This window comes from Streptomyces sp. NPDC043746, from assembly GCF_056436485.1.
This window is the reverse complement of the sequence record NZ_JBWKCM010000006.1, coordinates 1-12,547: the sequence shown is the minus strand read 5'-3', so window position 1 is coordinate 12,547 and position 12,547 is coordinate 1. Positions and strand designations below refer to the sequence as shown.

The 12,547-nt window shown below is 72.0% G+C and carries 11 protein-coding genes; 5 read left to right on the top strand and 6 right to left on the bottom strand.

The genetic code is table 11. The features are described 5' to 3' along the window. Window positions 1–39: 39 nt before the first annotated feature. The 3 genes from AC0682_RS08730 (at window position 40) to AC0682_RS08720 (ending at window position 3,241) form a co-directional block, all read left to right on the top strand. On the top strand, window positions 40–882 hold the full coding sequence (locus AC0682_RS08730) for an SAM-dependent methyltransferase (protein ID WP_478531770.1): 843 nt from the start codon (window positions 40–42) through the stop codon (window positions 880–882). Window position 883: 1 nt separating this feature from the next. Beyond that, a complete protein-coding gene (locus AC0682_RS08725) occupies window positions 884–1,705 on the top strand; it encodes an SAM-dependent methyltransferase (RefSeq protein WP_478531769.1) in 822 nt (273 codons plus the stop codon). A 171-nt stretch (window positions 1,706–1,876) separates the two neighbouring features. Further along, the gene (locus AC0682_RS08720; RefSeq protein ID WP_478531767.1) at window positions 1,877–3,241 is read left to right on the top strand and encodes a cytochrome P450; all 1,365 of its coding nucleotides are present in this window, start codon (window positions 1,877–1,879) and stop codon (window positions 3,239–3,241) included. 70 nt (window positions 3,242–3,311) lie between these two features. Here the strand turns inward: AC0682_RS08720 and AC0682_RS08715 are convergent, their stop codons facing one another. Then, complete coding sequence (locus AC0682_RS08715) at window positions 3,312–3,725, bottom strand: PPOX class F420-dependent oxidoreductase (protein ID WP_478531766.1); 414 nt, start codon at window positions 3,723–3,725, stop codon at window positions 3,312–3,314. Next, entirely contained in the window at window positions 3,722–4,756 is a 1,035-nt protein-coding gene (locus tag AC0682_RS08710; RefSeq protein WP_478531764.1) for an aldo/keto reductase, read from the bottom strand. Before AC0682_RS08710 ends, AC0682_RS08715 begins: the two co-directional genes overlap by 4 nt. 205 nt (window positions 4,757–4,961) lie before the next feature. Between AC0682_RS08710 and AC0682_RS08705 the strand changes: the two genes are divergently transcribed. After that, window positions 4,962–5,873, top strand: a complete 912-nt coding sequence (locus AC0682_RS08705; protein WP_478531763.1) for a hypothetical protein — start codon at window positions 4,962–4,964, stop codon at window positions 5,871–5,873. An 82-nt stretch (window positions 5,874–5,955) separates the two neighbouring features. Here AC0682_RS08705 and AC0682_RS08700 read toward each other — a convergent pair whose 3' ends face one another. The 3 genes from AC0682_RS08700 to cysD form a co-directional block, all read right to left on the bottom strand. After that, window positions 5,956–6,981, bottom strand: coding sequence for a 3-dehydroquinate synthase family protein (locus AC0682_RS08700; RefSeq protein ID WP_478531761.1), 1,026 nt, complete (start codon window positions 6,979–6,981; stop codon window positions 5,956–5,958). 76 nt (window positions 6,982–7,057) lie between these two features. Next, window positions 7,058–8,491: an MFS transporter gene (locus AC0682_RS08695; protein WP_478531760.1), complete on the bottom strand. Its 1,434-nt coding sequence runs from the start codon at window positions 8,489–8,491 to the stop codon at window positions 7,058–7,060. Window positions 8,492–8,623: 132 nt separating this feature from the next. Beyond that, window positions 8,624–9,529 (bottom strand): sulfate adenylyltransferase subunit CysD, encoded by a 906-nt coding sequence (gene cysD, locus AC0682_RS08690; RefSeq protein ID WP_478531759.1) that lies wholly within the window; start codon window positions 9,527–9,529, stop codon window positions 8,624–8,626. Between the two features lie 437 nt (window positions 9,530–9,966). Between cysD and AC0682_RS08685 the strand changes: the two genes are divergently transcribed. Further along, window positions 9,967–10,785: a shikimate dehydrogenase family protein gene (locus AC0682_RS08685; RefSeq protein WP_478531758.1), complete on the top strand. Its 819-nt coding sequence runs from the start codon at window positions 9,967–9,969 to the stop codon at window positions 10,783–10,785. A gap of 155 nt (window positions 10,786–10,940) precedes the next feature. On the opposite strand, the gene AC0682_RS08680 is transcribed toward AC0682_RS08685, so the two are convergent. Next, window positions 10,941–11,624: a siderophore-interacting protein gene (locus AC0682_RS08680; RefSeq protein ID WP_478532048.1), complete on the bottom strand. Its 684-nt coding sequence runs from the start codon at window positions 11,622–11,624 to the stop codon at window positions 10,941–10,943. Window positions 11,625–12,547 lie beyond the last annotated feature (923 nt).

Genomic DNA, 12,547 nt, shown 5'->3' with positions numbered 1-12,547 from the left:
CTCCGGGCGTCGGCGTACCGCGCACGAGAAAGGCGCCCGATGGCACAGCAGCCCGCTCCTCCCGCTCTCCCCGTACCCGCCGAGGTCGGCCGACTCTACGACCGTTACACCGACCTGGGCAGTGCCACCCTGGGGGAGAACCTGCACTTCGGCTACTGGGACAGCCCGGACAGCACCGCGCCGCTGCATGAGGCGACGGACCGGCTGACCGACCTGATGACCGACCGGCTGCGGATCGGGCCGGGCTCCCGCGTCCTCGACCTCGGCTGCGGCACCGGTGCCCCCGGCACCCGGATCGCCCGGCGCACCGGCGCCGACGTCACCGGTGTCTCGGTGAGCCAACGGCAGGTGGAGCTGGCCAACAAGCACGCCGCCTCGCTGGACCTGGCGGACCGGGTGCGCTTCGAGCGCGCCGACGCGATGGACCTGCCGTACGCCGACGGCTCCTTCGACGGCGTCATCGCGCTGGAGTCGCTGATCCACATGCCGGACCGGGCGCGGGTGCTCGGCCATGTCGCCCGAGTGCTGCGCCCCGGCGGCAAACTGGTGCTCACCGACTTCTTCGAGCGCGCCCCGATCCCCGACTCGGGGCGCCCGGCCGTCGAACGCTATCTGCGCGAGTTCATGATGACCATGGTCCAGGCGGAGGACTACCCGCCGCTGCTGCGCGGGGCCGGTCTGTGGTTCGAGGAGCTGACGGACATCAGCGAGCCCACCCTGCGCCGCACCTTCGTCGAGCTGTCCGCCCGCCTGACCGGCTCGGCCCCCGCGCTGTCCGCCGACTACGGCAGCGAGCTGGTCGAACAGTTCAACCCGGGCGACCTCGTCGACGTGACGGAGTTCGGCCATCTGCTCGTCGTCGCGCAGCGACCCGGTGCCTGAGGTGCCGGGGCCCGGGAGCGGTGTCGGCGACCTCTACGACCGGGTCAACGACGCGATGGCCGAGGCCATGGGCGGCTTTCTGCACGGCGGTTACTGGAGGGGGGCGGACGACCCCGGTGCCGTGGAGGAGGCGGGCGTCCGGCTGACCGACTTCGTCTCCGACCGGCTGCGGCTGGTCCCCGGGGACCGGGTCCTGGACGTGGGTTCGGGCAACGGCAAGGCGACGGCGCACATCGCGCGCCGCCACGGGGTGAAGATCACCGGCATCACGCTCAGCCCCTACCAGGCCCGGCAGGCGACCCGGCTGGCCGAGGAGTCCCGCCTCACCGGCTCCGTGGAGTTCCAGGTCCACGACATGCTCGACATGTCCTTCCCGGACGCGTCCTTCGACGCGGCGTACGCCATCGAGACGGTGTGCCACGCCCAGGACCGTACCGACGTCTTCTCCGGGCTGGCCCGGGTGCTGCGGCCGGGCGGGCTCGTGACCGTGACCGACTTCCTGCTGGTGCGGCCGCTGGAGAGCGAGGAGCACCGCTCGCTCGTCGAGGACGCCATGAAGAACTACCAGCAGGGCCCCATGCTCACCCGGAGCGCGTACGAGGAGTGCGTGCGCGCGGCCGGTCTCGAGGTCGTCGAGTTCCTCGACATCGGTGAGTTCGTGCGGCCCTCGTACCGGATCGTCGGCGCCGCGCTGGCCCGGTCCGGAGAGGCGCTGCGCAAGCTCGTGACCGAGGAGGAGTTCCGGTACATGGTGAACGACCTCAGCCGCTTCGGGGACATCACCGAGTTGGGTTACGCCGTCGTGACCGCCCGCAGGCCCTAGGGAGGCGTCTTGTCGATCAGGCCGGGTCGAGGAGAAGGGACCGGTGCCGCGCGGCACGAGGCGGAGGAGAGAGCGACGACAACGCCGCACGGTGCGCCGCCGGGGCACGCGGTCCCGGCACGACCGGCGCGACACACCCGGGCCGCGGCCACCGACAGAAGGAGCTGAGCCATGCCCGGTCCCGAGACCAGGCCCGCCCCCGCGGGCCGGTGGTCCGCGGCGTCCGCACCCGGCCGACTGCCGCTGCTGGGGCATCTGGTCCCGATGCGGCGGCGCCCGCTGGAGTTCCTGACCTCCCTCCAGTACGAGGCCGACGTGGTCCGGCTGGAGATGAGGGGGCGGCCGATGTACATGGTCTGCCACCCCGAACTCATCGACCGGGTCCTCAAGGAACCCCGGATCTTCGACCGGGGCGGCCCCTTCTACGAGAAGACCCAGCTGCTCATGGGCAACAGCCTGGGCAACTGCCCCTACGCCGACCACCGGCGCCAACGGCGCCTGGTACAGCCCGCGTTCCGGCGTGAGCGCATCGCCTCCTACCCGGAGGTGATGCGCGAGGAGGTGGAGGCGGAGACAGCCCGCTGGCGGCCGGGCGGGACGATCGACGCCAACGCGCGGATGCATGCGGTCACCGCCCGCATAGGCGCGCGCGTCCTGCTGTCCACCGACATCGGCAGGGACCACGTCGAGCGGATCGTGCGCTGCCTGCCCGTCGTCCTGGCGGGGATCTACCGGCGGATGGTCGCGCCGTTCGATCTGCTGTACCGGCTCCCCGGTCCCGAGCGCCGCGGCTTCGAGGGTGCCCTGAAGGAACTGCGCGTCCTCATCGACACGGTCATCCGCGACTACCGGGCCGCCGGGGTCGACCACGGGGACCTGCTGTCCGGGCTGCTCGCGGCCCGCTACGACGACGGAGACCGGCTCTTGGACCAGGAGATCCACGACCAGGTGATGAACTTCCTCACCGCCGCCACGGAGACCACCGCGACCGCCCTGGCGTGGGCCCTGCAACTGCTGGGCCGGGAGCCGGAGCACGAGCGGAGGCTCCAGGACGAGGCGGATGCCTGGGCGGCACGGGAGCGGCCGCGGGGACAGGGCCCAGACGAGCTGCCGTACACCGGGCGGGTGATCACCGAGGTGTTGCGGATGTATCCACCGGGCTGGTTCGTGACGCGGGTCGTCTCCCGGGACACCGAACTCGGGGGGCACCCGCTGCGGGCGGGAACGGTGGTCTTCTACAGTTCCTACGCCCTGCACCGCCACCGCTCCCTCTTCCCGCACCCGGAGCGCTTCGACCCGGACCGGTGGGCGCCGGAGCGCTCGGGAGAGGTGCCACGCGGCGCGATGATCCCGTTCGGCGCCGGCAGCCGCAAGTGCATCGGGGACGACTACGCGATGGCGGAGACGAGCGTCGCGCTGGCCACGATCGCCTCCCGCTGGCGGCTGCGGCCCGTTTCCACGACCGAGGTGCACCCGACTCCGCGTGCCCTGGTGGGTATGGGGCCGCTGCCCATGGTGACGCAGCCGCGCGCCTGAACGGCGGTGTGCGGTGCCCCCTCCCCGTGAACACCGCACACCGCGGCGCCACATGCGCGGGCGGCGTCGTCTACCCGATGTCGAGGACCCGTTCGGGCACGAGACGGACGAACACCAGGTCCTCGTCGGCGGGGGCGCTCCCGCCGAGGAACTCCGCGTGCGACAGCCCCGTGTACTTGCGGGAGATCTCATCCATCAACCCGGCGTGCCGCTCGTGCGGTTCGAGTTCCGCCGCACCCCACAGCGACACATAGCTGTACGGGGTCCCCGGCGGGAGCAGGAGGACACCGGCCCGTCCCGAGCGCCTCAACTCGCGCTCCTTCCGGCTGCCGCGCTCGATGCCGAACAGCGGATGCGAGCCGTCACGGGTGACCCAGACCACGGACTGGTGCGGCGTTCCGTCCGGCCCCACGGTGGCCACGACCGCGAAGACCGGCGCGTCCAGCAGGGCCCTGGCCCGGTCCGTCAGAGGGACGCCGGTCACCGTGGCTCCGGGCCGCGCATCGGGCGCCGGCGCAGGCCGGGGTCCAACAGCACGCGCGGTACGTAGTGATGGTCCGCCCGATTCAGGTCGGTGCCGGGCGGCACGACGGCGTCCAGCCGGTCCAGGACGTCGTCGTCCAGCACCACATCCGCACCGGCCAGCAGGTCCGTCAGCTGTTCGGGGGTGCGGGGGCCGAGGATGACGGCGGTGACGGCGGGGTGGGCACGGACGAAAGCCAGAGCCAGATGGGTGAGCGAGACACCGGCCTCCGCCGCGACCCTCCTGAACGCCGCCACCGCCCGTGCCTTCGCCGCGTTCTCCGGCACCGACAGGTCGAACCTGCGTGCTTCCAGCACCGCGCGGCCCACCCCTGGCCGGATGTCCTTGCCGGTCAGCCAGCCCGCGCCCAGCGGCCCCCAGGCCAGCACGCCCATCCCGTGCCGTCGAGCGGCGGGCAGGACGTCCCTCTCCGCCCCGCGGGCGAGGAGCGAGTACTGCGGCTGCTCGCTGCGGAAGCGGACGTGGCCGCGGCGCTCGGCGGTCCAGTGCGCCTCGACGAGTTGGTCGGCCGGGAAGTTCGACGTGCCGATGGCGAGGACCTTTCCCGACCGGACGAGGTCGGACAGGGCGGAGAGCGTCTCGTCGATGTCGGTGTCCGGGTCCACCCGGTGCACCTGGTAGAGGTCGATGCGGTCGGTGCCGAGTCGGCGCAGCGACCCCTCGACGGCGCGCATGATCCAACGACGCGAGTTCCCCTGGTGGTTGGGGTCCTCGCCCATGGGGCTGTGGAACTTGGAGCAGAGCACGATGTCATCCCTGCGCCCCTTGACCGCCCTGCCGACCATACGTTCGGAACCCCCCTCTCCGTAGATGTCGGCCGTGTCGACCACATTGATGCCCGCGTCCAGGGCGAGCCCGACGACCCGGGCGGCCTCGGCCTCGTCGGTGTTGCCCCAGGAGCCGAACATCATGGTGCCCAGGGCGAATTCGCTCACCGAGATGCCGCTTCCGCCCAATATCCTTCGCCGCATACGACGTACGCCTCCCTGTCGGCCAACCGGTGGGCCATGGTCGTATCACTGTGCCCACCGCCCCCCGGTCGCGCCAGGGCGCCTGCCCGGTACGGCCTGTCCGCCCGTACGCGGCGCGCGTCGCGTGCCGCTCCGTCAGGTGCGTCGCCCGGCGGCCGTGGCCGGCCACGGCGCCGACCGCACAGATCCACCACACGAGGTATCCATGTCTGCATCGCCCAGCGTCATCGACCGTGCGGAGCGGTTCATCTGGCTGTCCGCCCGAGTCCTGGAACAGCACCGATTCTCCTACCACTTCCTCGGTGGCGGGGCGGACGCCGTGGAACGGTCCCTGGCGGCCTACGCCCGACCCGACGGCGGCTACGGCTACGCGCTGGAGGCGGACGTGCGCGGTCCCGCCGCACAGCCGCTGCATGCCGCGGCGGCCCTGGGCGTCCTGGACGAGATCGGGCGCTGCGACCCGGCGCACACCGCCCCGCTCCTCGACCACCTCCCCTCGCTCACCTCGCCGGACGGCGGTGTCCCCGCGATCCACCCCGAAGGGGCCGGGTACCCGTCGGCCTCCGTACTGCCGCTGCAAGACGACCCGCCGGGGGCCCTTCTGTCCACCGGCGTGATCGCGGGGATCCTGCACCGCAACCGCATCACGCACCCGTGGCTGGAGGCGGCCACCGCGTTCTGCTGGGAGGCGATCGACTCGCTGGAGGCCTCCCATCCGTACGAGGTGGAGGCGGCGGTCACCTTCCTCGACGGGGTCGCCGGCCGGGACCGCGGGCGCGCCACCGCGGCGGCCGGGCGACTGGGGGCGCTCGTGCGTGACGAACGGCTCGTGGTGACCGCCCCGGAGCGCGCCGCGGAGTTCCCCGTGCACCCCTCGTACACGCCGGGCGAGTACCACTACGTGTACGACGTCGCGCGCACCCCCGGCTCCCTGGCCCGCCGCTGGTTCTCCGACCGAGAGGTCGACCAGGCGCTGGAGCACCTGCGCGCCTCGCAGCAGGACGACGGGGGCTGGCCCGTGCTCTGGAGGGCGTGGGCGCCCGGCACGCTCGCCGAGTGGCGCCCCATCGTGACGCTGAACGCCGTGCGCACGCTCCGCGCGTACGGCCGGATCTGAACGCACCGCTCGTCCGTGGGCGTCCCTGCTCCGCTCGCTCCCCCGGCCCCGCCCTTCTCGTCCCCTGCTCCGCGCACGGCCCTCACCTCCGCTCGCGCTCCATCTCCGCGAGGGTGGACACGACCACGCTCTCGGGGACGTCCTCGACCCGTTCCACGCCGGAGGGGCCGTCGAGTACGAACGTCAGGCCCGCCGTCGCCTTCTTGTCCTGGCGCATGAGGGAGACCAGTTCGGCCGTCCGCACGTCGGCGGGAAGCCTCTCGCGCAGGCCGTAGGCGCGTACGGTCTCCAGGTGCTCGGCCACCCGGGCCGGGCCGATCCGTCCCAGGGCGCCCGCCAGCCGGCCGGCGAACACCGTGCCGATCGCGACGCCCTCGCCGTGGCGCAGCGTGAAGTCGGTGGCGCGTTCCAGCGCATGGCCCAGGGTGTGCCCGTAGTTGAGGATGTGGCGCGGCCCGGCATCCCGTTCGTCGGCGGCCACGACGGAGGCCTTGAGTGCGACGCTCGCGGCGATCTGCTCGTGCACCGGCAGGCCCCGGAGGTCGCCGGCGCCGATGAAATGGCAGCGGGCGATCTCACCGTACCCATTGGCCCACTCCTCCCGGGGGAGGGTGCGCAGCAGATCGGTGTCGCACAGGACCGCCCGGGGTTGCCAGTAGGCACCTACCAGGTTCTTGCCCTCGGGCAGGTTCACCGCCGTCTTGCCGCCGACCGCCGCGTCGACCTGGGCGAGGAGGGTGGTCGGCAGGTGCACGACGGCGACCCCCCGGTGGTAGAGGGAGGCGGCCAGCCCCACGACGTCCGTGGTGGTGCCACCGCCGCAGGAGATGACGAGATCGGTCCGGGTGAGGCCGAACTCGGCGAAGGCGCGGCACAGTTCGTGGACCGTGGCGAGCGTCTTGTGGTGCTCCCCGTCCCGGGCCGGGATCACCTGGTGCGCCACCCCCGGGTCCGGTACGGTCCCGGGGGGCCGTGCGGACACCACGACCGCCCGCGCCGCGCGGGTGCGTGCCACGACCCCGGGGAGCAGCGAGCGCGCCCCGGGGCCGATGTGCACGGAATAGGAACGCTCACCCAGCTGTACGTCGATTCGGCGCGCAGTCGTCATGCGGACAGTCTGCGGACCCGGTCGCCCGCCGAACAGACCGCCACCGGCCAGGCGGTCCACCGGCCCCGCGGCCGGGTCATCCCGCCGCGGCGCGCTGCTTCCTGGGCAGGAGCGCCATCATGAACGTGCTGGCCAGGATGATCAGTCCGGCCACCAGGAAGGCACGCCCGTACCCGGAGGCGAGCGCCTGGGCGCCCTCGCCCGCCTGGGCCGCGCGGCTGGTGGAGACCGACGCCAGCAACGAGAGGCCGACGGCCCCGCCGATGGTGCGTGTGGTGTTGACGAGTCCGGCCGCCAGGCCCGCCTGGCTCAGGTCCACCCCCTCGGTCGCCGACACCGCCAGCAGGGTCATCATGAGTCCCGCGCCGAAGGACAGGAGGATGCCGGGTCCCAGCAGGGTGCCCAGGAAGGTGCCGTCGGGGCCCATGAAGCTCTGCCAGAGGAAGCCGCCCGAGGTGAGCAGACCGGCCAGCACGAGCAGGGAGCGGCTGTCGATCCAGCGCAGCAGACGGGGTGCGAACTGTGACGCGATGATGATGGAGAGGGTGTGCGGCAGGAGGGCGAGCCCGGTCTCCACAGCCGTGTAGCCGAGGACGTTCTGCATGTAGAGCGACAGGAAGTACCACATCGCGTAGAACCCGGTGCCGCTCACGAGCGTGATGGCGTTGGCCACCGAGACGGATCGGACGCGGAACAGTCCGAGCGGCACGATCGGTTCACTCGCGCGCGACTCCACCACGACGAAGGCCACGAGCCCCACGCACCCGGCCAGCAGCCACACCAGGGTCTCTGCGGCCGTCCAGCCCTTCACCTCGATCCGTGAGATGCCGTAGGTCAGGCTCCCCACGCCGATGGTGACCAGCAGGGCGCCCGGTACGTCGATACGCCGGCTCTCCGGCCGATGGCGGTCCTTCAGCCACACCGCCGCCATGACGAGCCCGACGACGCCCAGCGGCACATTGATCAGGAGCACCCAGCGCCACGAGAAGTGGTCGGTGAGCAGCCCGCCCACGAGGCCGCCGAGCGCTCCGCCTCCGGTGCCCACGGCCGTCCACACGGCGACGGCCCGCACGCGTTGCGGACCCTCGGTGAAGGTGGTGGTGAGGATGGTGAGCGTGGCGGGCGACAGCAGGGCCGCCCCGACGCCCTGGAGCGCCCGCGCCGCGATGAGAACCCACGCCTCTTCGGCCCGCCCGCCCAGCAGGCTCGCCAGCGTGAACACCCCGAGGCCGACGACGAAGGCCTTCTTGTAGCCGAACAGGTCGGAGGCCCGGCCGCCGAGCATGAGGAGTCCGGCGAAGGTGATGACGTAGGCGTTCACCACCCACTGCAGGCCGCCCTCGTCGATGCCGAGGTCGGAACGCATCGACGGCAGGGCGACGTTGATGACGGAGATGTCGAGCACGACGACGAACTGCCCCACGCACGCGGCCAGGACGGCCACCCACAGGGGGCCGCGGCTACGTCGCGACTTCTCTTCACACGCTGCCTTCGCAGTTGCTTCTTCCACGTCCGGCGTCTCCTCAGTTCGTCCCTGGCGGTCAGGGAAGCACCGGCGAACTCGGCCCGGCACGCGGGGGGTCGCGGCGGCGCACGGTCGGGCACTACCCGATCACCGAGCGTATCCACGATGCGGGTCGGGTCAGAAATAGCCGTCACGCTTACGGTCTTCCATCGCGGCCCCGGAGAGCTGGTCGTCGGCGCGGGTGGCTCCCCGCTCCGACACCCGGGACGCGGCGATCTCGGCGATGACCTTCTCGACGGTGTCGGCCGCCGACTCGATCGCGCCCGTGCAGGACATGTCGCCGACCGTGCGGTAGCGCACCCGGCGCTTCTCCAGGCGCTCCCCCCGCACGGGCCCGCCCCACTCGCCGGACGCCAGCCACATGCCGCTCCTGGCGAACACCTCGCGCTCATGTGCGTAGTAGATGGCGGGCAGTTCGATCTCCTCGTGCCGGATGTACTGCCAGACGTCCAGTTCGGTCCAGTTGGAGAGCGGGAAGACCCGGACGTGCTCACCGGGCGAGTGACGGCCGTTGTACAGGTGCCACAGCTCGGGGCGCTGGCGTCTGGGGTCCCAGCCGCCGAACTCCTCGCGCAGGGAGAAGATCCGCTCCTTGGCCCGCGCCTTCTCCTCGTCCCGGCGCGCGCCACCGAGCACGGCGTCGAAGCCGTTGCGGTCGATGGCGGCCAGCAGCGGCAGGGTCTGAAGGGGGTTGCGCGTCCCGTCGGGCCGCTCCAGGAGTTCCCCGCGGTCGATGAACTCCTGCACCAGGGCCACGTGCAGGCGCAGCCCGTGGCGGGCGACGGTGCGGTCCCGGTACTCCAGCACTTCGGGGAAGTTGTGCCCGGTGTCGACATGGAGCAGCGGGAAGGGCACGGCCGCCGGCGCGAAGGCCTTCAGCGCCAGGTGCAGCATCACGATGGAGTCCTTGCCACCGGAGAAGAGGATCACCGGCCGTTCGAACTCACCGGCCACTTCCCGCAGGATGTGGACGGCCTCCGACTCCAGCAGTTCGAGAGGGGACAGGACCGGGTCCGTGCTCAACAGCGTCCTCCACGAGGTCCAAGCGGCTCCGGAACATCGCGTGCCGGGGCATGGGGCGGTCGGTGACACCGCCGCCCGGCCCCGCGGTCCTGGGCGTCGGTGCGGTACGTCGCGGGGCGGCCCGGGAAGGACCGTGCGCGTCCCCCATGGCGGCAGACCACCCGGCCGCGCGGCCACGTGGCGCGGCGCGGAGAAAGGTGTGCGGGACCCGGGGTTTGGACCATTAGACTGTGGCAACCCCCCTACGTCACAGTCAAGTTGGCCTCCGGCCGCCGCGCCGATGTGACCGAAAGTCCCCCTGTCGGCCGCTCCTTGGTCCGACTCCCGGCCATACGGTGGTGGCCCCTGGCTGGGCCCGCAGCCCACTGTTAGGTTGACGCTGCACGCAACCGGGCCCCCGCACCCAGGGGCCGTTCGCAACGCGGCAAGGGGAGCGAGTGGACGAGACGACGGCACCCTCCATCAGCGGCACCACGCGACTGTTCGCGGTCATCGGCGACCCCGTCGCCCAGGTCAAGGCCCCCGCCCTGCTCAATCCGCTCTTCGCCCGCCTGGGCCTGGACGCGGTCCTCTTCCCGGTGCACGCCGAGCCACAGCACTTCGCACAGGTGATCACGGGGTTGCAGCGCACCACGAACGTCGACGGGCTGCTCATCACGGTCCCCCACAAGATCAGCGCGTGTGCGTTCGCGGACGAACTCGGACACGCCGCCGCACTGACGGGCAGCGCGAACGCGATGCGCCGCGACGGGAAGGGCCGGTGGCTGGCGGAGAACTTCGACGGGCAGGGCTTCGTCGCGGGGCTGAGCCACCACGGCCACGCACCGAAGGGGAAGGTCGTCCGCCTCGTGGGCGCCGGGGGCGCGGGGCGCGCCATCGCGGCGGCCGTCCTTCAGGCCGAGGCGGCGCATCTGCTGGTGCACGACCCGGACCAGGAGGGGCGCGAGGCGCTGCGCGGCCGCCTGGAGGAGCACTGGCCCGGCAGGATCACCGTGCTCGGCCCGGCGGAGGGGGCGCTCGACTGCGACATCGCCGTCAACGCCACCCCTCTCGGTATGCGCCCGGGGGACCCGCTGCCCTTCGACCCGGGGTCCCTGGGCGGGTCCACCGTGGTCGCGGACATCATCATGGAGCCGCGCGACACGCCCCTGCTCCTGGCGGCGTCCGCACTCGGCCTCCCGATCCTTCGCGGACACCACATGCTCGACCACCAACTAAGCCTCTACCGGACGTTCTTCGGGCTCAGGAAGGCTTGAGGCGAGCGCAGGCCTCCGGTGCGGTCGGAGGTGGGCCGGCGCGACGGAGGCGGGCCGGCGCGACGGCCGCCCGGTCGGCAGTCCCGCGAGTCGATACAGCCACGCCATGCGCCCGGGCCCGCACGGCGTGGCGCGTACGGCGTGGCGGGCGGGCCTCAGAGGCCGCTTCTGCCCGTCGCCCAGTGCACCTGCGTGCGCACCGCGTAGCGCGGCCAGGCCCGTTCGCCGCACAGGTGACGCACGATGGCACGGCAGGTCGCCGCCTCGCCCGCGACATAGGCGATGCCCGGCGCGGCCGGCAGCTCCAGCCGCCGCACCCTGTCCACCAGCAGGCGAGAGGCCACGGCGGACGCGCGGCCTCGGTGCACCCAGGGCAACGAGCGGGTGCCGTAGGGGGCCGAGAACTCCTCCTTCGGCCCGGTGGTCTCCAGCGCCCCGTGGGCCTCGGCCCCCTCCGGCAGCGCGGCCAGCATGGCCAACAGGGGTACGGCGCCCGTCTCTTCGCCGACGAAGACGTGATAGCGCGCCTTGGGGTCCAGCGAGATCTTGTTCCTCGGCGCGCCCACCCTGGTCCGGGCCCCCGCCTCGACGGAGCCGGCCCACCGGCTGCCCGGCCCGCCCGGCCGGTGCAGGGCGACACGTAGCGTCAGTCTCGCCCGGGAGGGGTCGGCCGCCCAGACGGAGTACGTCCGCAGCTGCGGGACGCCCGCTTCGTCCGTCACCTCCACCGGCAGGTGTGCGCCCGGTCTGCTGCGCAGCACCGCGAGGGCGGGGCCCACGAGGGTCAGCTCCCGTATGTGCGGTGTCACCTCACGCACCTCGGCCACCTTCACGTCCACCAACCGGGTGTCCTGGAACCGGTGCCGCTGCCCCGTGCCCCTCCCGGACATGCCGGAGAAACCCACTTGTCCACCCTTCACCGGCCCAGAACGCCGACCTCGGCCGACTCCCGGAAATTGACCGGCAGATGAATCGTCCTGCTACCGATGTCGACGGCCGCCCATTCTAAGGGCTGCCCCGCAACCCCTGGCGGATCAGCGCGCGGCGTCGGGTGCGGTGCATCGCAAGGCGGAGGGACGTCCGCATACGGGATGTATGCGGGCGTTCCGACAACGCGGCGAGGCGCCGTAGCTGTCGGAGCGCCCGCCAGGGATCGCGGGACAGCCCGTAGTGCCGTGCCGGGTGGTCACCCCGCCTCAGCGAGCCCTCCCTCGCGCCTTCAGCGGCGACGCGGGCAGCGCGGGCGCCGGAAACCTTTTTGCAGCTCAGGCATCCCGTGGCTCGCTGGCGGCCGGCAGACCGTCATCATCGATCTCTCGGGCCTGCCCTCGCTCCGCCACGAGAACAGCATGGCGTGTCCGCGCTGCCCGGACCGACACCCGCACGGCGCGTCACAGCAGAGCGAACGTTGCCTGATGCGGCACTGGAGACCGGAAGGGCAGTACCCGGATCAAAGGAAATCCCTACTTGCCGACTAATTGCCGCTGTAGTGTGACGCACACGCCGCCACGTCCCAACTGAGCTGACACTGAGGCACGTTGACGGGTGGCATCTGACCTCCGTGGACCTCAGAGGGCGGGACGAACGCGCATGAGCACACCCCAGCAGACAGGGACCCTGCGTGTTTGTGGGTTGGGTGGGATCGCCCGGTGATGACCGGTCGTGTTGGGTGGGTCCGGATGCAGGTGCAGGCACGGTCTCGTTGATCATGTGAGTGTCGAGTTCACGTGACCACAACCGAAAACCATGCCTGCTCTCTCAT

Bases quoted from the DNA above. Each gene is read 5' to 3' on its own strand.
- AC0682_RS08730 (WP_478531770.1), top strand. From the start codon at position 40: ATGGCACAGCAGCCCGCTCCTCCCGCTCTCCCCGTACCCGCCGAGGTC.
- AC0682_RS08720 (WP_478531767.1), top strand. From the start codon at position 1,877: ATGCCCGGTCCCGAGACCAGGCCCGCCCCCGCGGGCCGGTGGTCCGCG.
- AC0682_RS08710 (WP_478531764.1), bottom strand. From the start codon at position 4,756: ATGCGGCGAAGGATATTGGGCGGAAGCGGCATCTCGGTGAGCGAATTC.
- AC0682_RS08705 (WP_478531763.1), top strand. From the start codon at position 4,962: ATGTCTGCATCGCCCAGCGTCATCGACCGTGCGGAGCGGTTCATCTGG.
- AC0682_RS08700 (WP_478531761.1), bottom strand. From the start codon at position 6,981: ATGACGACTGCGCGCCGAATCGACGTACAGCTGGGTGAGCGTTCCTAT.